Genomic DNA, 20,064 nt, shown 5'->3' on the forward strand with positions numbered 1-20,064 from the left:
CCCCGGCCATGATCCCGGAAACGGGAGAGAAGCATGGCCAAGATCATCATCAGCTGCGCCATCACCGGGGGCATCCACACCCCCAGCATGAGCGAGCACCTGCCCATCACCCCCGAGCAGATCGCCGAACAGTCCATCGCGGCCGCCGAGGCCGGGGCCGCCATCATCCACCTGCATGCGCGCGACCCGATCGACGGCCGCCCGACACCCGACCCCGAGGTGTTCATGCAGTTCCTGCCGCGCATCAAGCAGAACACCAACGCCGTGGTGAACATCACCACCGGCGGGGGCCTCGGCATGACGCTGGACGAGCGCATCGCCGGCGCCCTGCGCGCCAGCCCGGAGATGGCGAGCCTGAACATGGGCAGCATGAACTTCAACATCGCGCCCAGCGCCGCGCGGGTGAAGGAATGGAAGTTCGCCTGGGAGAAGCCCTACCTCGAAAACACCACCAACTTCATCTTCCGCAACACCTTCGCGGATGTGGAGCAGGTGGTGGAACGGCTGGGCAAGGGCCACGGCACGCGCTTCGAGTTCGAATGCTACGACATCGGCCACCTGTACAACCTGGCCCATATGCTGGACCGCAAGGTGGTGGAGGGGCCGCTGTTCGTGCAGTCCATCTTCGGCATCCTGGGCGGGCTCGGCGCCGATATCCGCAACCTCAACTTCATGAAGGAAACCGCGGACCGGCTGTTCGGCGACCAGTATGTGTGGTCCGTGCTGGCGGCCGGGCGGCACCAGATGGCCTTCACCACCATGGCCGGCATCCTGGGCGGCAATGTCCGCGTGGGGCTTGAGGATTCGCTCTGGATCGGCCCGGGCCAGCCCGCCACCAGCAATGCCCAGCAGGTGGCCAAGATCCGCCGTATCCTGGAGGAACTGGGCCACACCATCGCGACGCCCGACGAGGCACGGCAGATCCTGGCGCTGAAGGGCGGGGACCGGGTGGGGTTCTGATGGAGGATCCGTCCCGCCTCTATCACCCCGGCAACCGGGCCCTCCAGGACGCGTTCGACGGCCGCCGCGTGGCCGATGCGCTGGAGAAGCACCGCCGGCACGAGGCCTTCTGGGATGACGACATCGCCCTGATCCATGCCGCGCCCTTCTTCTTCATCGCCAGCGGCGCGGAGGGGCGGATGGATGTCAGCTTCAAGGGCGGCGCGCCCGGCTTCGTGCGCGTCACGGGCCCCGCGACGCTGGAGTGGGAGGAGCTGGACGGCAACTCCATGTACCTGACCCTGGGCAACCTGGCGGTGAACCCCAGCTGCGCGCTGCTGTTCATGCGTTTCGACGGCGCGTCGCTCAGGCTGCGTGTGCGGGGCCAGGCGCAGGTCACGGGCAAGCAGGTGCGCGTCACCGCCACCGACATCTTCCCCAACTGCCCGCGCTATATCCCGGACCTGGGCACCGGCACGCCCTCGGCCTATCTCGACCCTGGCGTGGCGCCTGCCTGGAAGTCACGGGACTATGTGCGGGACATCCTGCCGGCGGACGACCCGCACAAACCGGCTTAGAACCGGCCGCGTATCCCGCCGCGCAGGCGCTCATTCTCCTGCCGCCTCAGCCCCTGTTCCAGGGCGGAGGCCGCGGCCGCCGTCGCCGGAAGGGGCGGCATCGCGGCCAGGCGCTGCACCGTCACCTCCGCCTGCGGGAAGGCCCTGGGCGGCAGCACATCGGCCGCCGCGCGCGGATTCTCCGCCCGCAGCGCACGCGACACGCCGTACAGCCCGTCGATCACCAGCTGCGGGTCGGCGTCGCTCGCGATCAGCAGGGTCTGGCGCAGCTCGCTCTGCGCCGCCGGCAGCGTCATCATCTCACTGCCCATGAAGCTGTAGCGCGGGTCATAGGGCAGCGTGGCCGCCAGGAACTCCATGTTGGCGGCGGCACGGGCCAGGGCGGCCGGGCCGCCGGTGTTGTTGCCGAAGGCATAGGCGCTGCCGAGGATGGCGGCCCTTGTCGGGTCGCCCGCGCCCTGGGTCGCGTCCGATGGCAGCCGGGCGTTGGAGCCCGGCGGTGGTGCCACGCCGCAGCCGACCAGCGGCAGCAGGGCCAGGGTCATCGTCAGGAGTATCTTTCGCGGCATCGCCTCAGTTCCATCCATGTGAAACCTAAATCCCCGGCGGCCCGAAAGTTCCCGTGCCCGGCCTCAGCTTTCCGCCAGCCGCCGTTCCGCCAACCTGATCCGCCTCTCGTGATACTGCGCCAGGCTTTCCCGGTGAGCGATGCTGACAACGGTGGTGCCGGGCAGCTCCTGCTTCAATAGGCGATAGAGATGCCCCTCGCTTTCGGGGTCCAGGCTGGCCGTCGCCTCGTCCAGGAACAGCCAGTCGGGCTTCTGCAGCAACGCCCTGGCCAGGGCCACGCGCTGCTGCTCACCGCCGGACAGGCGCTGGGCCCAGGCGTCCTCCGCATCCAGCCGGTCCCGCAGGTGGCCGAGGCCCACGGCCTCCAGCACGCGCAGCAGTTCCGCCTCGTCGCAGCCCGCCTCGGCGGTGGGATAGCACAGGGCATGGCGCAGCGTGCCCAGCGGCAGATAGGCCCGCTGCGGCAGGAACATCGCCCGCGCGCCCTTCGGCAGCGCGGCGCTGCCGGTGCCGAAGGGCCAGATGCCCGCGATGGCCCGCAGCAGCGTGGACTTGCCGCTGCCCGAAGCGCCGGCCAGCAGCACATGCTCGCCGGGGTTGATGGTCAGGTCCGTGGGCTCCAGCAGCACCCGCCCGCCGGGCAGGGAGATGGAGAGGTCACGCAGCTCCAGCGCGCCGCCCTCATGCAGGCTGCGCACGCCGGTCGCCTCGGCGGCCGCGGCTTCGTCGATGGCGCGGGAGAAGGTGGTCAGTCGTTCGACCGTCGCACCCCATTCGGTCAGGTTGGAGTAGTTGTCCACGATCCAGGACAGCGCGCCCTGCACCTCTCCGAAGGCGCCCGAGGTCTGGGTCAGCTCACCCAGCTGCATGCGCCCGGCGAAATAGCCGGGCGAGGCCACGACGATCGGGAACACGATGGCCACCTGGGTGTAGCCGGCGGTGAAGAAGGTCAGCCGCTTGGTGGCGACCATGATCTCCCACCAGTTGCCTATCAGGGCGCGGAACCGCGTGAGCAGGGAGGCATGCTCGTCCCGCTCGCCGGCGGAAAGGGCCACGGCCTCCACATTCTCCCGCAGGCGCATCAGGGCGAAGCGGAAATCGGCCTCCACCTTCTGCTGCGTGAAGTTCAGCCGTACCAGCCGCCGCCCGATCAGATGCGCGAACCAGGTGCCCACCACGGCATAGGCCAGCGCCACCCACACCATGTAGCCGGGGATGGAGATGCCCCAGACCTCCAGCGGGCCGGACAGCGCCCACAGCACCAGGATGAAGCTGAACAGCGACACGACGGAACGCATGAGGCCGAGGCCCAGCGTCAGGGTGGTGTCCACGAACAGGCGGATGTCCTCCGCGATGCGCTGGTCCGGGTTGTCGGTGCCGGGCATGGTCAGCGCGATGCGGTAGTAGGCGCGGTCGGCCAGCCAGCGCGCCATCTGCTTTTCCGTCATCCAGGCGCGCCAGCGGATCTGCAGCGCCTGGCGCAGATACAGCTGATACACCGCGATCAGGATATAGATGACCGCGATGCCGACGAAGCCCGGCATCGTGCCGCCCTCCGTCGTGCGCCAGCTGAACAGCAACTGCCAGAAGGCCTCGGCATCGCGGGCCTGCAGCACGTTGAAGAACTCCCGGTTCCAGTAGGAGAGCAGCACGCTCGCCCCCACCAGGGTCAGGTTCAGCGCCACGACGGCGAGCAGCAGCAGCCAGCCCCTGACCTTGTCCTCCCCCTTGAAATAGGGGGCGGCGAGGGCCGCGGCATCCTTCAGCACCTTGATCACGCCTGAAGCAGCTCCTTGATCACGCGGTCGAAATGCTCGGGCGCGTAGAGTTTCTGGACCATGTCGCGGCCGGCGCGCGCCATGGCGATCGCGCGCTCACGCTGGCTGGCCGCGTCACGCATCAGCTGGGCCAGGTGCGGCACCCGCACATCGGCCCAATCGCCGCGCGTGCCGGGCAGGAACTCGCCCTCGCCCACCGGCACCATGTCGTGCTCGATCAGCCAGGTGTTCTCGGGCGTGCAGAAATCCATGTTGCCGGAATAGCCGGTGGCGATCAGCGGCGTGCGATAGTGGTGCGCCTGGGCGCAGAGATAGCCGAAGCCCTCGCTGCGATGGGCCGAGACCACGCAATCCGCATGCGCGATATAACCGAGGTAGTCGAGGAAGCTCGCGTATTCCTCCCGCAGGATGATGCGCGGGTCGCGCGCCACCGCCTCCTCGATCAGCGCCCATTCGCCATAGGGGTCGCCGGGGTGGTTGCGCGGCAGGCCCGGCACCTTCACCACCAGCGCCACGTCCTTCTCCTGCGGGGGGAAGGCCTGCATGAAGGCGGCCACCACCGCGGTGGGGTTCTTGCGCCGCAGCCAGGAATTGGGGTCGAAGCTGGTGAGGAACACGAAGCGGTTGCGCCGCCCCGGCATGAAGCGGTGATAGGGGTCCGGCGTCGTGTCCGGCCATTGCAGCGCCTTGCCGACGCAACGCACCGGCCGGGCGGTATGGGCCGCATAGATATCGCGCACGAAGCTCGAAGGGGTCCAGATCTCGTCCATCGTGTCGCAGACGGCGACCTGGGCCGGCATCAGCGACTGCGCCTCCGACAGGAAGAACCCCACCCGGCGGCGCGCCATGGTGGCCCCGAAGGCCGGGTTGGCCGCGACCAGCCCGATATTCTCGGGGTTGATCATGAACAGCGTGGTGGCCTCACGCGGGTAGGCAAGCGCGCCCACCTCCTCCCTCGGCCGCTGCGTGAGGGAGACGAGCGTCTCCCGCCCATCGAGGGCCACCGCCTGCCCGCCCGCGTCGAACATTCGCGTGGCGATGCCGGAGCGGTCCAGGGAATTGGCCATCATCCGGAAGTTCTCGCCCACGCCGGATGAATTGTAATGGCCCACCACCGTCAACGGCACCGGCAGGCTCGGCACCTCAGGCAACAGGACGGAGAGCGGGGGCAGTTCCTCGGCGATGAGGCGGGCGGCCTGCCGCAGGGACAGGCCGAAGCCGCCATGCGCCGCCGCGAACCCAGTCCCGCCCGGGCTGTCGGCCAGCGCGACCAGGGCCTGGAACAGCGTGACGCTCTGCCCGTCCACCGTCAGCTCGGATTGCAGCACGCCCAGGCTGTCGCGGCCCGTCAGCGCCATGGCGTGGGTGTCGTGCCCATCATGCAGCACATGGCGGAACAGCAGGGCCAGCCGGCCCGCATCGTCGTCCTGGCGGGGTTCCTCATCGCGAGAGATCAGGCGGCGTTCCCGGTCGCGCGCCATGGCGAAACGGCTGACCGGCAGGCGGCCCGCATCCTCGACCGGCTGCTGCCACCAATGCAGGTCCTCCCGAGGGAGGGCGGAAAGCGGCAGGCCGCGCGGCAGCACCACATCGAACAGCCACCAGCGGCGCAGTTCATCACGGCTTTCCAGCAGTTCCGGCAGCAGCCTGGCCGGCACGCAGCTCAGCGCATCCTGGATCGCGGCCGTGAGCGGGGCGTTGGTGCCCGGATGCCGCAGGCGCACATGCTGGAAATAGGGGTTATCCCGGCCGGGGATGTTCTCCCACCGCGCCGTGCCCGCCATGACGGCGGCCATGCGGTGCCCCACCTCCTGCCCGCCCGGCTGCTGGCCCAGCGGCGCGGAGCCGCCGGCCAGCCGCACCAGGGCGGCCACCGGATCCTCGGCGGCGCGCAGGGCCGCGATGGGGCTGGGGCGCGGCTGCGGCGCGTGCTCGGCGGGGGCTGCCAGCGGGGGCACCAGCGCCGCCCGTTCCCGGGCCGCCGCCAGCGGGCCGGAGAGGTTGAGCCAGCGGGCGCTCCATAGCAGCTCCGCCAGGGGCCGGGGCTGCGCCAGCCGGACCCAATCCTGGAAATCCCGGCCCGGCCGCTCCAGGTCGAAGCGCAGGGGCACCCCGCCGCGATGCTGGAACCAGAAGGCCATTTCCTGCAGCAGGTCCACCCAGATGGTGGCCGGCCGGCTCGGCACAGACTGGGCGATGGCGCCGAGCGGCAGCGTGAAGGGCCGGCGCACGGCATCATGGGGCAATGTGGCCAGGCGGCCTTCGGCGATGCGCGGCCCCGACGGGTCCGCGTCCTCGGTTGCGAACCAGCCCACCGCGAGTTCGGCCGGCGGTTCCGTGGAGGGCCACAGCGGGGTCACGCTGCATTCGAGCGTGAGGTCCGCCTCCGGCCATGCGGCGGTTTCAGGCAGGGCGGGCACGGTCCAGTCGCACCCGAATTCCGGTGCTTTCTGGCTCTGGCGGCCACGCAGGCCGAGCAGGCGGAACATCTCGCGCTGGCCTCCTCTGCTGCCGGTTCCGAAGCCTAACGCCGCGCGCCCGGCATCGCCAGTTCTACTGCCCCTCGCCCGCGGCGGGCCCGCGCGGCAAGGACAGCCTGATCACCCCGCGCACTTCCTCGACCGGCACCGGCTTGCCCTTGCGCAGGATGCTGATCTGCCCCTGCTCCGCCAGCTTCACGGCGGCCTGGCGCACCGGCGTCATCAGGCGCTGCCAGGTGTCGGGCTCATCGCGCGGGTTCAGGGCGCGCGCGACCTCGCTGGGGCAGATGCTGCGCCCCTGCCCGCAGGCCTGGGTCTGGCGCAGGATCTCGTCGGAAATCGCCTCGGGCGAGGGCATGGTGCTCATGACAGCCGAGGTGAGCGCATTCCGCCACTTCGGCAAGCCCCGGGGCGGTAACGATGCATCTCAGACCGCCAGGACCACGGCGCTGACATTGTCGCGCGCGCCGGCGGCATTGGCGGCCGCGATCAGCGCCGCGGCGTCCCGCCCGGCGGACAGCAGGGCGGCGATCTCGGCCTCAGGCAGGTCCTTGAACAGGCCGTCGCTGCACAGCAGGAAGCGGTCGCCCGGCTCCACCCTGCCCACCACCTTGTCCAGTTCCAGCTCATCGCCGCCACCCACCGCGCGGGTGATGATGTTGCCGCGCGGGTGATGCTCGGCTTCCTCGGCCGTGATGGTGCCGGCATCGACCATTTCCTGCACCAGGGAATGGTCGCGCGTGACGCGCAGCAGCATGCCGCCGCGCAGCAGATAGGCCCGGCTGTCCCCGGCCCAGAGCGCCGCGTAATGCTCGCCACGGATCAGCAGCACGACCACGGTGCTGGCGATGGTGCCGCCCTGCTCCCGCGCCGCCGCCTGCTCGGTCAGTTCCTGATGCACGGCGGACAGGCGCAGCCGCAGCTGGGCCAGCATCTCGGCGGCCGTCAGGCCGGGCGGGATGGCGCCCAGCGCCTCGGCGATGGCGGCGCTGGCGACATCGCCCGAGCCGTGCCCACCCGCGCCGTCCGCCACCGCCCACAGCCCGATGTCCGGGCGGCAGATCACCTGGTCCTCATTGCGCTTGCGGACCATTCCTTTGTCGGTGGCAGCGCTGCTGATCGGGGGCTCGGGCATGGACCTAGCTCTCGGCGGCGGTTTCGTCTGTCGGCGCCAGGGCGGCATAGCCGCCGGCGAAGGCATGGGGACCCTGGCCCGGGCGCCACAGGCCCAGCGGGCAGGCATCGCCCGGAATGATCGCGGGCAGCAGCGCCAGAACCTCGTCGGCCGACCCGTGAAGGGGAACCGCCTCCAGCGCGTCGAACCAGCCCTCCGCGGGGCCAGCCCCGTCAGGCTCCAGCGCGACCGCGAAGGTGATGGGAAAACGCCGCCCCACCATATCCTCGCTGGGGATCACGACCCCCGCGACGGCGGCGGCGCCGCATTCCCCGGGGCTGAGGCGGAAGCGCCAGCTGTCCGGCACCAGCGCGCCGTCCAGCGCCAGGATCCCCTCGCTGAGCCAGGCATCCCAGCCGGCGATGAAGTCGCGCGGCAGGTTGCGCCGCACGAAATCCCCGTGCGCCGGCAGCTTGCCGAACAGGCCCACCGCCCCGCTCATCACGGTGAGGGGGGCTGCAGGGTGGGGCAGCGGAACTCGTTCAGCTCCCGCAGGGCGAAGGGGTTCTGGCTGCTGCTGGCCTGCACGGTGAACTCCGCCACCCGGTCGCCCTGGATGATGGTCAGGCGGAAGCGGTCCGGCGCCGGGGTGGCGACCAGCCGCCCCAGGAAGACCAGCTTCAGCGTCGACCACGCACCATCATAGGCGAGATCCCCCGCCGAGGAGGCCGGATCGAAGGTGAGCGTCACCGGATGCAGGGCGGGGAAGATCATCTCGATCGGCCGCCCGCCGCCGCCCGGGGTCAGGGCATTGCGCACGCCCATGGATTCCAGCGTGGCAGCCGTGGCGCCCACCCCCAGCCCCTGCGGGATCAGCTGGAAGCGGAAGCCGCTGGCCGTGCCCGAGGGGAAGAAGGCGTCGCGGATCGCCTGCGCGCGCTGGAACTGGATCAGGTCGTTCTGCGAGATCGGCGGCGGCAGCCCGTCCGTCGCCACCGGGCGCCAGGGGCGCTGGGTGGTGTCGGCATAGGGGCGCACATGCTGGGCGAAGAAGCTGTCCATCACCCCGCCCGGCGCGAACAGCCGCACGAAGTCATCGGACGGCATGTCGGTGGCGGTGCGGGTACGGCGGAACGGGAAGCGCGTCTCGAGCCCCCGGCACAGCGGGCCCATGGCGGCCCCGCCGGCCGCCGCGATGGCCGCCGCCGCGCCACCGGCACGCACGCGGTTCACCGACTGCGCCATCGCCTGCAACCAGCCCTGCAGCGGCTGGGGCTGGCGCTGCGCCTCGGCCAGCAGGCGCTGGCCGGGGTCGAGCCCCGCCGCCGGCGGCAGCACCGTGCCCGGGGGCGCGTTGGCCAGACGCGCGACCTGCACATACAGGTCATTCAGGATGGGCAGGATCACGTCCATCGGCTGGCCCGCGGCGTCGCGGATGGCCTGGAAATGGGTCTCCACCCGCTGCGCGACGGTCGCGGCCGGGTTGGCCGCCGTCACGCCGAGGGCCTGTTGCAGACGGCCGGCCGCACCCTGGGCCGCGGCAGCCGCGGCACCGGCGGCACCCTGGGCGGCGGCGGCGGCCGTGCCCTCGGGCGCGGTGCCCACCGACAGCTGGCGCGCCACGCTGCGCAGCAGCTCCTTCATCGGCGAATTCGGCGCGCCGAGCAGGTTCAGCCCCTCGGCAGCCGCGTTCAGGTTCGGGAAGGGCGGCAGCACCAGGTCGGTCAGCACGGCTTCCCAGGCGCGGATATACTCCTGGGCGTAGAGGCCGAGGATGTCGCGCTCCAGCTGGCGCGGGTCGGCGGCCTGGGCCACCAGCGCCTCGGGGCCCAGCACCCAGGCCTCGCTCGCGGCCTCACGCACGGCCTGCGGCAGGTTCGCCAGCACGCCCGAATACAGCCCCTCGATGGTGTAGAGGCCCGGCACGCCCTCGGTCATCGCGCGGCCGGAGGGACGCACGAAATACCGCTGCCCTGCGGGGCCCAGCGCCTGGGCGGGGTTCCAGCCCGGCGCGCTGTTGGGCATGGCGCGCAGCCTGGCCCAGCTGCGCTGCGCCTGCGGCAGGCGGGAGAAGATGCGCCGCGCCGAATCCACCAGCGCGCCGTCCAGCGGATAGGACGGCAGCGAGCCCTCCAGCATCGCATCCAGATGGCGGGCCAGCGCGTCCCGGCCCGGCTGGTTCACCGCGCCCGGGAAGGCCGATTGCCAGTCCAGCACGAACCACTCGCGCACCAGCGCCTTGTCCATCGGCCCCTGGCGGCCGAGCATCAGGTAGACGCGCACGGCCTCATACAGGAAGTCCGGCCGTTGCAGCCCCTCGCGGATCTGCACCTCCAGCCGGGCCAGCAGGCGCGGCAGCAGCACGCGGTCCAGCGCGCGGCGATAGGCATCATCGGCGCCGGCATGCAGGATTTCCTGCTGGTTGAAGCCCAGCGCGCCGCTGTCCTCGCCCACGGCGGGCGGCAGGGCGCGGGTGGTCTCCAGATAGGCCAGCACGCCGGCCAGGTCGGGGGTCTGCACGCGGTCGAGCGGGGTGGCGCGGCTCGCCTGCTCGGCCTGGCCAACGGCGGCGGCCAGGCGCTCGGCACGCTGCTTCTCGGCATTCAGGGCCGTCCAGCCCCAGGCGCCGCCGCCCAGCAGCACCAGCAGCGCCACCAGCCAGCAGGCCAGGCGCAGCATCAGCCACTGGCGCTCCCGGCCACGGTCGGTCGCGGCCAGCCGGGCCTCGTTGAAGATGACGTTCTTCAGCAGCCCGCCGATGAAATAGGCGCGCCCCTTCTGCGCCACCACGCGGGTGGCGGTGCGCGCCTCCACACCGAAGCCGCGGCTCATCGCCCCGGCCAGGCGGTCGAGCGGATTGCCCTCCTGCGTGCCGGAGGTGAAGTAGACGCCGCGCAGCATCGGCGCGGGTTCCATGCGGGAACCGCCGAAGGCCAGCTTCGCGAAGGCGTTCAGCGATTCCTGCACCGAGGCGAACTGCCCCGGGAAGCCCGCCAGCGCCGCGCGCTGGGTGGGGCCGCGCTCGGTCTGCAGCCGGTCCGGCATGCGGGCGATCAGGCGCTCGATCAGCGCGGTGAACTCCGCCTCGAAGCCCATCACGGGCCCCTCGGGCGTATTGGTCATGGGGAAGGTGAAGCCCCAGACCTGCTCGCGCTGGTTCTTGTCCAGATCCTCGAAATACTCGGTGAAGCCGGGCAGCAGGTCGGCCTTGGTCACCAGGAAATATACCGGCAGCCGCTGGCCGAGCTTCGTCTCCAGCTCCTTGATGCGGCGGCGGATGGTGCGCGCGTGCTCCTGCCGCTCGGCCTCACCCAGGCGGGACAGCATGTCCATGCCGAAGGCGACCAGGATACCGTTCAGCGGCTGGCGCGGCCGGTTGTTGCGCAGCAGGTCCAGGAAGCGTTCCCAGCCGGCCTTGTCAGCCTCCGCGTCACTATCCTGGGTGGTGTAGCGGCCGGCGGTGTCGATCAGCACCGCGCGCTCGGTCAGCCACCAGTCGCAGAAGCGGGTGCCGCCCACGCCTGAGAGCTTGTGCTCCGTCAGCGGGAATTCCAGGCCGGAATTGGCCAGCGCCGTCGTCTTGCCCGAGCCCGGCGGGCCGATGATGACGTACCAGGGCTGGTCATACAGGTAGCTGCCCTTCTTGCCGGCGACGTTCTTCAGCTTGCCCAGCGCCTCGGTCAGGCGCTGGCGCAGCTGCGCCTCCTCCTCGGCCGAGGCCTCTTCCTTGCGGTTGGGTTCGGCCGTGGCGACGGCCTCCACCAGCGCGTCGTCGCGCTTCTCGCGCCGGCGGCCGATGAGGAAGAAGATCAGCACCCACAGCACGACCGGCACCGCGATGATGACGGCGCGCAGCCAGATGGCGTCGAAGGCCTCGCCCAGCAGCGGCAGGAACAGCCACAGGAGCACGCCGATCAGGATGACGGCGACCAGCGAGGCCAGGGCGGGAATGGTCACGAACGCACGCATGTCACCGGGCCTCACGCAGCAGGACGACTTCGATGCGCCGGTTCTGTTCCCGGCCCTCGGCGGTGGCGTTGCTCGCCACCGGGTCGCTGTCCGCCTTGCCCTGGGCGGTGAAGCGTTGCGGCTGGCCGTTGGCCGCCACGATCATGGCCATCGCCGCCTCCGCGCGCGCCTGCGACAGCGCGAAATTGGTCGGGAAGCGGGCGGAGCGGATCGGCTGGTTGTCCGAATGGCCCAGCACCTGCACCCGGCCCGGCTCGATCTTCAGCGCCTCGCCGATGCGGCGCATCAGGTCATGGAAGCGCGGGTCCAGCGTGGCGGAGGCCGAGGGGAACATGCCCGCGCCCTTGATGCGCACCAGGATGCGCTGGGCGTCGCCCTCGACCGTGACCAGGTTCTGCTGGATCTCGGGGGCCAGGAACTGGCGCATGGTGGCCAGCGCATCGGGGCGCGGCGGGGTGTTGGGCGGGGGCGGAGGCGGCGGCGGGGGTGGCGCGGGCGGCACCGGCGGCGCGCTGCGGTCGATGGCGGGCAGCGCCCCGGGAGGCAGCGCCGCCATGCGCTCGTACAGATCCTCGGAGGAGGCGCTGAGCGAGGAGGCCACGTAATACCAGCCGCCACCCAGCAGGAAGGCGGCCAGCACCAGGCCGACCCAGCCCGGCACCTGGCGGGACGGCCCGCGATGCGGCGCATCCACGCCGCGCCAGCGGGGGGACAACTCGCGCTCATACTCGCCGCGCAGCTGGCGCAGCAGCTCGTAAAGGCCTTCGCGCACGCGCTCCAGCTCGGCCGGGCCGCGCTGCATCAGCCGGTATTTGCCCTGCAGCCCCAGAGAGATGGCCAGGTACATCACCTCCAGCGCGCCACGGAAGCGGCCGGGGTCCTTCTGCATGTTGCCCAGCAGGTCGAACACGCGCTCACCGGAGCGCACCTCGCCATGCAGGGTCGAGACCAGCGAATGCGAGGCCCAGGCTGAGGTGGCACCCCAGTTTGTGCCCAGCACCACGTCGTCCAGCGCGGCGCAGATCACGTAATGGGCGGCGCGGATGTCCTCGGCGGTGGCGCCGACGCCCGTGGCATCGGCCTCGAACTGGCGCAGGGCGCGCATGGTGCGCTCCCGCAGCTCATTCGCGTTGATGCTGGCGTTGGGACCGGCCTGCACCAGACGCGAGAGGATTTCGAGCAAGGGAGCGGCGGCGGCGGCCAGCGGCACGATGCCGACCAGCGGCACCAGCCCGGCTTCGCCGCCCAGGCGCGGGGCGGGGCCTGACGGCGGCGGCGGCGCCATGGGCTGCTGGGCCATGGGCCGGGGCGGCGGCGTGCCCATGCTGTGAAGGCCCTGCCCCGGGTCCCTGGCCGGGATGCCCTGGCGGCCGACGACGGTCTTGTCGGCGTCGCCTTCCTCGTCGAAGGGATTGTCGCTCATGCGCGGATCGCCCACAGGCTGAGACGGAGGTTGGGGAAGTCACCCGAGACGTGGATCGCGAAGGCGCCGGCATTCTGCATGTGCTGCCAGTGCGGCGACCCGCGATCGAGCTCGAAATAGACGGCACCCGCGTGGAACGGGATCTGCCGGGGCGCGACCGGCAGGGGGCGCACCACGATGCCGGGCAGCGCCACCTGCACCAATTCCCGGATGTGCTCCACCGCGCCGATGCGCACCTGGTTGGGGAAGTTCCGGCGCAGATGCTCGTTCGGCACATCGGCCATCACGGTCAGCACGAACTGGCTGGCGCGCAGCAGGCTGCGGTCGGTGATGGGGCCGACGCGCACGCCATAGGCGCGTTCCTGCAACGGGATCTCGAAGGCGTTGCTGTCGATCATCGTCGCCAGGCTTCGACGCAGATCCGCGATGACCGGCGCGAAGGAACGCTGCAGGTCATCGTGCCGATAGGCCGGGTAGGAGGCCGCGCGCTTGTCGGGGGAGGTGAAGGTCGAAAGCTCCCCGGCCAGCTGCACGAAATCCTTGAACAGCGTCTCCGGGTGCAGATTGCCGGCATCGGCATGGTGCGCCAGCAGCGGCGACCAGCGGTTGATGGATTGCAGAAGCAGGAAGTCCGCAACCTCACCCACCCCGCGTGAGCCGGGCTGAAGGATGCGCGCAGCCAAGGCCTCGGCCCGCTGGCCCAGCAGGCCCACGATCTCGGCCAGCACATTGGACAGCGGCGTGGTGGCCGAAACCCGCAGCGCGGGCGGGATGAACTGCTCATCCACCAGCACGCGGCGGTCGGCCTGCACCTCCGTCACGCGTGCCAGGCCCAGGCAGGCGTAGGCCGCGCGTTCCTGGCGTTCCAGCATGTAGCGCAGGCGGGGGCGGCCCACGGCCAGCTCCGCCGACAGCGACGGGTCCGAATGCGTGTCATAGGCGGTATGGCCCGAGAGGGAGTAGCGCGCGGTCATCGCGTCCTCGGTCTCGTTCGCCGCGACCTCCATGCCGTCCGGCTTCTTCAGCGGCAGGCACAGGTAGACCACCTGGTTGCGCGTGCCTTCCGGCAGATCGAGCGGCTCCGGCAGGTCGGTCGTGCCGGGGATGGAGAAGGGCGTGCCGTCCAGCATCACGCCCGCGATGGAGGACAGCGAGAACTTCCCCGCCGCCAGCAGGTCACGGTCCAGCGCGATCTCGGTCACGCCCCAGGGGTGGGGGTGCAGCGGCGCCGCCCGGTCCTGCACGAAATGTTCGAGGTAGCGGTCCTGCTGCTGGAAATGCTGCGCGCGGAGGAACATGCCCTCCTGCCAGACCACCTTGTCATGCCACGCCATGCAGCCACTCCCCGCTTACCGCCACCATTAACCCGGAACCCCGATTGGCTGCTTCGCCTGAATCCATGATGAAGGCGATCATCGCCCGCCCCCGCGCAGTGTTTCCTCATAGGCCTTGGCGAAGGCCCGGCCGAAGGCACTGTCGAAGTCATCGTCGAACTGGTCCGTGACCTGTTCGTGAAGCTTGCGATACGCTTCCCACAGCTTCTTCTCCCGCGCGCCGGGCATGATGCCGCCGCTGCCCACCTGCTCCTCCAGCGGGCCGGGGGCCAGCTTCTCCAGCATGGCGCGCGCGGCCGATTGCGTGGCCGCGATGCTCGCGATCTGATGCCGCGTGAGGTCGGAGAAGGTCTGCCCGATCGCATCGGCCCCTGCCCCGCGCGGCGACAGCACGCCGGCCAGCGCCGCCTGGTCGGTGGCGGCGAAGCGCACCGGGTTGTTGCCGGCGGCGCGCATCATGGTCTGCTCGATGCGGAACTCACGCCGCACATCGTCACGCGCGATCAGCAGGGCACGCACCCCGGCGATGGCGGCGGCAAGCCCGGCGCCGAAGCGGCGCAGCTGCTCGGCCGCATCGGTGCCCGGGGCGGCGGGGGGCAGGCCCGCTGCCTCCAGCACCAGGGCCAGGGCGCCGTCCAGCCCGCCGGGGGCCGGCGCGGGCGCCACGCTGGCCACGGGCACCGGCGGCGGGCGCGGCAGGTCGCGTTCGGGTTCCGCGAAGACGGAGGGCGCAGGTTCCGGCGGCGGTGGATCGAAGGGCGGCGGTTCCTGCGCGGCCGGGGGCGGCATCGCGGGCGGGTCGAATGGGGGAAACGGCTGCTCCGACAGCGCCTCAGGCGCGCGGGGCGGAAAGGGATCGGCTGGAAACGGATCGGCTGGAAAGGGATCGGGCGGAAAGGCGGCGGCCGCCGGCGGGAAGGGCTCGGCGGGCGGCGCCTGTGGGGGCAGCACCTGCGAGGGCGGGGGCGGCGGCGGAGGTGCCGGGGGCGCGAAGGGATCGGCCGGCGCCGCGAAGGGCCTGGCGAAGGGGTCGGGTGCCGGGGGGGTGTTGCCGGGCGAAAGCCCGTCCAGCAGCTTGTCCCAATCCTCCGGGATCAGGTCCGGCGTGCGGGCCTGGGGCACGCGCAGCGAATCATGAATGCTCGGCGTGTGGTCCGGCATGCTGCCACCGCGCGGGCCGTCGAAGCCCAGGTCCAGGTCATCGGGCAGCAGCGGGCCGCGGTTGTGGTCCTCAGGGAAATTGCCCAGCCCATGGCTGGGGCCATGCGTCACCGGCGCCACCAGCGGGCGGTGCAGCGGTTCCGCCATCGGGTCGCCCCAGTTGCTGCCCGGCTGCAAGGTGGGGATGGAGGCGTGGCTGTCCTCCGTCACCCGGCATTCGATCTCCCAGGCGCCGAGGCGGATGCGGTCGCCGTCGAACAACGGGCGCGGCGCGCCCTGCCCCACCGGCTCCGCCGCGCCGTTCACGAAGGTGCCGTTGGAGGAAGTGTCGCGCAGCTGCCACCCGCCCGCCGCGAACTCGATGACGCAGTGCTTGCGGGACAGCATGCTGTCGCGGTCATCGAACTGCCAGTCCGCCTGGCTGCCGCGCCCCAGCACGCATTCGCCACCCCGCAGCTGCCGCTGTTCGGGAAGGGCGTGATCGGGGCAACGCACCACGGAAAGAACCAGCACCATACTCAACCTCCAACCCCGGCGCGGCGTGCCGCGTCCGGGCTACTGACAGCCCGCGTTCAGGCCGCGGGCGGCGGCTCCACGTCCAGGCGGCCCGCGCCGCCGGCCGCGATATCCTGCGCCGAGGCGAGGAAACGCCGATAGCGTTCATCGGCCTTCTCAGGGCTGTGCCGAAGGGCGGCCAGCAGCACGGCCCCCACCACGGCCACGCCCGTCAGATGTTCGCCGGGCGGGACCACCGGCTGGCCCTCGGGCGACATGCTGCCGCCGGACCAGAAGGCGCCGACGGCGGCCCAGGCCTCCGGGCTGCGGAAGCCGCCCTTCTGCGCTGCCTCCATCGCCGCGCGGCGCAGCCCTTCCTCGGGCTTGCGCACCCAGGCCTCGGCGGCCAGCAGGGCGGCGGTGTCCACCGCCAGGTTCTGCGGCCCCGGCATGGCGCGGCTGCACATGCAGCCCCACCACACGGCCTCGCGCTTGGGCATCGCGTGCGCGATCAGCCGCAGCGCCTCCGGCAGGCGCCCGGCCTCCACCAGCGTGGTCACGCCCGTCGCTGCGTCGGGCAGGCCGGTCAGCAGCGCCATGCCCTCGGGGTCCAGCTCCAGCCGCGGCAGAAGTGGCTCCAGCGCGACCGTCAATTTGTTCGTTGGCGTGTTCATGTCAGTTGATCATCACCAGGCCGCCCTGGATGGTCATCAGCGCGTCCGCCTTGTGGGTGGCCAGCAACCCCTGGCTGTTGAGCATCAGCTGCGCCTTCACGTCGATCTGCATGGATTCGATCGAGATGCTGACGGGCGTCATGTGGATCTTGCTCTGCCCGCAGGTCAGCGTGATCGACTGCATGGCCTCGATCTCGATCTTGCCGAGCTTGGCCTGCTCCTTGATGTTGCCCAGCTCGACCGTGCGGGTCTCGTTGCCCATCTTCACGGTCAGGCTGTCATCGCCCTTGCTCACGGTCACCTTGCGGTTCTGCTCCACCGTGCTGGTGAAGTGGTTGCCGATGGCTTCCGTGTGGTCCTTCTTGACCGTCTCGGTCCGGTTGTTCTTGACGAGCTCGTTCTTGTCCTTTTCGGCCTGAACGATGAAGTCCTCGTTGCCCTTCTTATCCTCGAAGCGGACCTCGTTGTAGTTGCTCGCCCCGCCGCCCTTGCTGGAGCGCGTGCGCATCCAGGTCTGGGTCTTGTTGGCGGGCAGGGCCATGGATTGCATGCCCTCGTCGTTATAGACGCTGCCGATCACGACCGGGCGGTCCGGGTCGCCGTCCATGAAGGCGACCATCACCTCGTCGCCCACGCGCGGCAACTGCCAGCTGCCGCCCCATTTGCCCGCGACGGACTGCATGACGCGCACCCAGCAGGAGGACGTGTCGTCCTTCTTGCCGGCGCGGTCCCACAGGAAATGGACCTTCACGCGGCCGTACTTGTCGCAGTGGATCTCCTCTCCGGCGGGGCCCGTGACGATGCCGCTGAAGATGCCCGGCATCATCGGGCGCGGCCGCACCACCGCGGGCCGCCACACGCGCTCGGCCGAGATCAGCCGCAGGCTGGACTGGTAGCCGGCACTGCCGCCCCCCGCGAGCTGGGTCTCGTCGAAGGCCGAATGGGTGGCCTTGGTCACCAGCCAGGTGGCGGTGGAGCCCTCGATGCCGCTCTTGACCTTCACCCGGCCGCCGGCGAACAGCGTGGGGTCCGTGCCCTGGGCGGTCGCGACATCGGCCTGCGCCTCGAAGCCTTCCATGTGCAGCTTGGACAGGTCGCCCTCCGGCTGCATCGCTTGGCCGCCCGGCCAGGAGAACATCTCGAACCCCGAGGCGCCCGGGCTGTTGAGCAGGGTCGCGGCCTGGGTGCGCAGCAGGGAGCTGGGCTTCAGCTGGTCGAAGTCGACGGTGGCCACCTTGCCCGGCTGCAGCGAGGATTCCGGCTGCCACGCGGTCAGCGACCCGGTCAGCCCGTGATCGGAACGAACCACCTGCGCCTCGCCCGGGACCAGCGGATAGTCGGAATTCGCCCCGCAGATGTTCAGCGTGTGGTCGCCCGCCTTGTGCTCGAAATAGAAGCCGCAGCCGATCTCCTCGAGGATGCGGCGAGTGAAATCCAGGTCCGTCTCGTTGAACTGGACGCAGTAGTTGCGCGGCTGGGTGGGCACGCCGCCCCGCCAGGTCACGGGCGCCACGTCATGCTCGCCGAAGATGGCCGTGCAGATGTCCTTCACCGACTTCTGCTGGAAGATCCGGCAGTCAGAGGTGCGAGCGAGCTGCCACATGCGCGGCACCGCCACCAGCATATAGGCCGCATAGCCGCGGCCGATGGCGGCCTGCCGCGCGAAGCTGCGCACGATGCCGTGGAAATGCCGGGCCGGGAGATGTTCACGCGTGACGGTGCAGGTGATGGGCTTGCCCACCAGCGCGCCGGGCTGGATCCCCATGTCCTGGGAAAGCACCTCGGCCGTGATGACGAAGGGCTGGCCGATCTCCTCCTCCACCGACAGGCGCCTGAGAATCAGGGCGTCCTTGCCGAGGGGCGAGGAGATCTCCAGCATCCGTTCCGACTGGGTGACGCTTACGGTGCCAGACAAGGCTGTTTTCCTCCGCGGCTGTATTCAGCTGCCGGTAGTGGAGACCGGATGCCCCTGAAAAAGCAAATCCTACCAGGGTTTGGCCATCCTCCATGCCGATGATGAAGGGCCATCACCTTTGCGTGTCCCTCCCGCACCCGCTCAGTCCCCGATGATGCCGAAGCGGCGCCAGACCGGCCGGCGCTCGATCAGCATGCGCTGGATCACGCCGCTGGCCTCCTCGGCCGCTTCCTCGTTCAGCGGGCCCAGGATGCGGCGCGCGAGGGCCACCGTGTCGGGCATCTCGCGGCCCTCGCTCTCGGGCTGCACGGCCACCGCCAGTTCCAGCCAGGTGCAGGCGATGCCGGAACCGGCCACGGGCGAGGCCATGCACAGCTGCGACCCGCCGCGCCCTTCCGCCACATATTCCTTCGCCAGCAGCCGGTTCAGCGCCGCCGTCTGCTCGGTGGGGCCGGAGGGGCGCTGGACCGGCTGGGCGTGGCCCGCGCCGGTCAGCATCATGATCAGCTCACCGGGGTTGGGCGGCTTGCCGGGGGCCAGGCCGCGCAGATCACCCAGCCGGCAGGGGCCCTGGCGCAGGGCGGCCGCCATGGGGGTCCACATCGCCTCGCCCATCTCGGCCTCGCCGACATTGACCTTCACCTTCGGCGGCTCCTGGCCGGGCTCCATGGTCGCGGCCAGCACGATGTCGTCCAGCGCGGCATCCGCGTCGGTGCGGACCATGCCGCGCACGAACACGTCGCGGCGGAAGGGCCGGGGCACGCAGAGGTCCTTCAGCAACTCGCGCATCGCGCCGGGGGGCGTCGTCTCATAGATCGCGCGCTGGGCCGGGGTGAACAGCGTGTCCGGGATGTTCTCGCTCAGCGTCACGCTGCCCACGAAATCCAGCTTGGCGGCACCGAAGGCCTTGGCGATGTCCTCGAAGAAGACCGGGCGCCAGTGCTCCGTCAGCAGTTCATGCGCCAGATAGGACGGGTTCAGCCGGTCATCGTCCTTCACCATCGCATCCAGCAGGGGCGTGCGCGGCAGATAGGCCGGGGTGGTTTCCAGCAGGCGCCTGGCCAGGTCGGTCGCGGCCTCGACCTTCGCGTTGGTGCCGCCCTGGTGCAGCGCCGCCGCATGGCGGAACAGCCGCTGCAGCGCCGCATCGGACCCGAAGCCCGGCAGCGCGTTGTAGCCGGCATAGACCAGCCCGCCCGGCTTCAGCCGGCGCGACAGCAGCCGCATGATGCCCTCGCGCACCGGGTCGCCCACCCAGGTCCAGACGCCGTGCAGCGTGGCCACGTCGATCGGCGGCAGGCGGTCGATCTCCTCATCCGTCATGGTCGAGAGATCGGCCTCCACGAACACCGCGTTCGGGATGCGGCAGCGCTCGGCGATCGAGGCGGCCTCCGCGATGTGGGAGGGGTTGTAGTCCAGCCCCACCACCGTCCAGCCGGGGTTGGCGGCGGCCAGCGTGTTCACCGTCAGGCCGCGGCCGCAGCCGATATCGACCATCACCAGGTCCGGACGGATCTGCCACTTCACGCCCATCAGGGCGCAGACCGCCTGCAGCTGCGTGGGCGCGAGCCCCGCCTGGTAGGAGAAGGTATAGGGGCTTTCAGCGATGTAGCCCTGGCTCCAGGCCGTCATGA

At 70.7% G+C, this 20,064-nt stretch carries 15 protein-coding genes; 2 read left to right on the top strand and 13 right to left on the bottom strand.

From position 1 onward, the window contains the following. The first annotated feature begins 33 nt into the window (after positions 1-33). Positions 34-960, top strand: a complete 927-nt coding sequence (locus EOD42_RS01465) for a BKACE family enzyme (protein ID WP_127785277.1) — start codon at positions 34-36, stop codon at positions 958-960. Further along, positions 960-1,517 (top strand): pyridoxamine 5'-phosphate oxidase family protein, encoded by a 558-nt coding sequence (locus EOD42_RS01470; protein ID WP_127785278.1) that lies wholly within the window; start codon positions 960-962, stop codon positions 1,515-1,517. The genes EOD42_RS01465 and EOD42_RS01470 overlap by 1 nt, the downstream gene beginning before the upstream one ends. Here the strand turns inward: EOD42_RS01470 and EOD42_RS01475 are convergent. The 13 genes from EOD42_RS01475 to EOD42_RS01535 all read right to left on the bottom strand — a co-directional run bounded on the left by EOD42_RS01475 (position 1,514) and on the right by EOD42_RS01535 (position 20,062). Continuing rightward, positions 1,514-2,062, bottom strand: coding sequence for a hypothetical protein (locus EOD42_RS01475; RefSeq protein WP_127785279.1), 549 nt, complete (start codon positions 2,060-2,062; stop codon positions 1,514-1,516). The two genes, EOD42_RS01470 and EOD42_RS01475, sit on opposite strands and share 4 nt — an antisense overlap. Positions 2,063-2,149: 87 nt before the next feature. Next, positions 2,150-3,865 carry an ABC transporter ATP-binding protein/permease gene (locus tag EOD42_RS01480; RefSeq protein WP_127785280.1) on the bottom strand — a complete coding sequence of 572 codons (1,716 nt, stop codon included), beginning with the start codon at positions 3,863-3,865 and terminating at the stop codon, positions 2,150-2,152. After that, on the bottom strand, positions 3,862-6,354 hold the full coding sequence (locus tag EOD42_RS01485; RefSeq protein ID WP_127785281.1) for a glycosyltransferase family 1 protein: 2,493 nt from the start codon (positions 6,352-6,354) through the stop codon (positions 3,862-3,864). Before EOD42_RS01485 ends, EOD42_RS01480 begins: the two co-directional genes overlap by 4 nt. A gap of 64 nt (positions 6,355-6,418) precedes the next feature. Further along, complete coding sequence (locus EOD42_RS01490; protein ID WP_127785282.1) at positions 6,419-6,712, bottom strand: DUF3253 domain-containing protein; 294 nt, start codon at positions 6,710-6,712, stop codon at positions 6,419-6,421. A 60-nt stretch (positions 6,713-6,772) separates the two neighbouring features. Further along, complete coding sequence (locus EOD42_RS01495) at positions 6,773-7,480, bottom strand: PP2C family protein-serine/threonine phosphatase (RefSeq protein ID WP_127785283.1); 708 nt, start codon at positions 7,478-7,480, stop codon at positions 6,773-6,775. Between the two features lie 4 nt (positions 7,481-7,484). Continuing rightward, positions 7,485-7,961, bottom strand: coding sequence for a type VI secretion system-associated protein TagF (gene tagF, locus EOD42_RS01500; protein WP_127785284.1), 477 nt, complete (start codon positions 7,959-7,961; stop codon positions 7,485-7,487). After that, positions 7,961-11,428 carry a type VI secretion system membrane subunit TssM gene (tssM, locus tag EOD42_RS01505; protein WP_127785285.1) on the bottom strand — a complete coding sequence of 1,156 codons (3,468 nt, stop codon included), beginning with the start codon at positions 11,426-11,428 and terminating at the stop codon, positions 7,961-7,963. Before tssM ends, tagF begins: the two co-directional genes overlap by 1 nt. Before the next feature lies 1 nt (position 11,429). Further along, positions 11,430-12,851: a type VI secretion system protein TssL, long form gene (gene tssL / locus EOD42_RS01510; RefSeq protein ID WP_127785286.1), complete on the bottom strand. Its 1,422-nt coding sequence runs from the start codon at positions 12,849-12,851 to the stop codon at positions 11,430-11,432. After that, positions 12,848-14,185 carry a type VI secretion system baseplate subunit TssK gene (tssK, locus tag EOD42_RS01515; protein ID WP_127785287.1) on the bottom strand — a complete coding sequence of 446 codons (1,338 nt, stop codon included), beginning with the start codon at positions 14,183-14,185 and terminating at the stop codon, positions 12,848-12,850. The genes tssL and tssK overlap by 4 nt, the downstream gene beginning before the upstream one ends. 78 nt (positions 14,186-14,263) lie before the next feature. Beyond that, positions 14,264-15,862, bottom strand: coding sequence for a type VI secretion system-associated FHA domain protein TagH (tagH, locus tag EOD42_RS01520; RefSeq protein WP_127785288.1), 1,599 nt, complete (start codon positions 15,860-15,862; stop codon positions 14,264-14,266). Positions 15,863-15,918: 56 nt separating this feature from the next. After that, a complete protein-coding gene (locus tag EOD42_RS01525; protein WP_127785289.1) occupies positions 15,919-16,515 on the bottom strand; it encodes a DUF6931 family protein in 597 nt (198 codons plus the stop codon). 1 nt (position 16,516) lies between these two features. Beyond that, positions 16,517-18,430, bottom strand: coding sequence for a type VI secretion system Vgr family protein (locus EOD42_RS01530; protein ID WP_127785290.1), 1,914 nt, complete (start codon positions 18,428-18,430; stop codon positions 16,517-16,519). Positions 18,431-18,571: 141 nt separating this feature from the next. Continuing rightward, complete coding sequence (locus tag EOD42_RS01535) at positions 18,572-20,062, bottom strand: class I SAM-dependent methyltransferase (protein WP_127785291.1); 1,491 nt, start codon at positions 20,060-20,062, stop codon at positions 18,572-18,574. Positions 20,063-20,064: the final 2 nt, after the last annotated feature.

Origin of the sequence: Rhodovarius crocodyli (assembly GCF_004005855.1) — a bacterium.
GTDB classification, from domain to species: Bacteria; Pseudomonadota; Alphaproteobacteria; order Acetobacterales; family Acetobacteraceae; genus Rhodovarius; species Rhodovarius crocodyli.

Coding starts and splice junctions, on each gene's coding strand:
- tagF (WP_127785284.1), bottom strand. CDS start 7,961: ATGAGCGGGGCGGTGGGCCTGTTCGGCAAGCTGCCGGCGCACGGGGAT.
- EOD42_RS01535 (WP_127785291.1), bottom strand. CDS start 20,062: ATGACGGCCTGGAGCCAGGGCTACATCGCTGAAAGCCCCTATACCTTC.
- EOD42_RS01490 (WP_127785282.1), bottom strand. CDS start 6,712: ATGAGCACCATGCCCTCGCCCGAGGCGATTTCCGACGAGATCCTGCGC.
- EOD42_RS01495 (WP_127785283.1), bottom strand. CDS start 7,480: ATGCCCGAGCCCCCGATCAGCAGCGCTGCCACCGACAAAGGAATGGTC.
- tagH (WP_127785288.1), bottom strand. CDS start 15,862: ATGGTGCTGGTTCTTTCCGTGGTGCGTTGCCCCGATCACGCCCTTCCC.
- EOD42_RS01525 (WP_127785289.1), bottom strand. CDS start 16,515: ATGAACACGCCAACGAACAAATTGACGGTCGCGCTGGAGCCACTTCTG.
- EOD42_RS01470 (WP_127785278.1), top strand. CDS start 960: ATGGAGGATCCGTCCCGCCTCTATCACCCCGGCAACCGGGCCCTCCAG.
- EOD42_RS01465 (WP_127785277.1), top strand. CDS start 34: ATGGCCAAGATCATCATCAGCTGCGCCATCACCGGGGGCATCCACACC.
- EOD42_RS01485 (WP_127785281.1), bottom strand. CDS start 6,354: ATGTTCCGCCTGCTCGGCCTGCGTGGCCGCCAGAGCCAGAAAGCACCG.
- tssL (WP_127785286.1), bottom strand. CDS start 12,851: ATGAGCGACAATCCCTTCGACGAGGAAGGCGACGCCGACAAGACCGTC.
- tssK (WP_127785287.1), bottom strand. CDS start 14,185: ATGGCGTGGCATGACAAGGTGGTCTGGCAGGAGGGCATGTTCCTCCGC.
- EOD42_RS01475 (WP_127785279.1), bottom strand. CDS start 2,062: ATGACCCTGGCCCTGCTGCCGCTGGTCGGCTGCGGCGTGGCACCACCG.
- tssM (WP_127785285.1), bottom strand. CDS start 11,428: ATGCGTGCGTTCGTGACCATTCCCGCCCTGGCCTCGCTGGTCGCCGTC.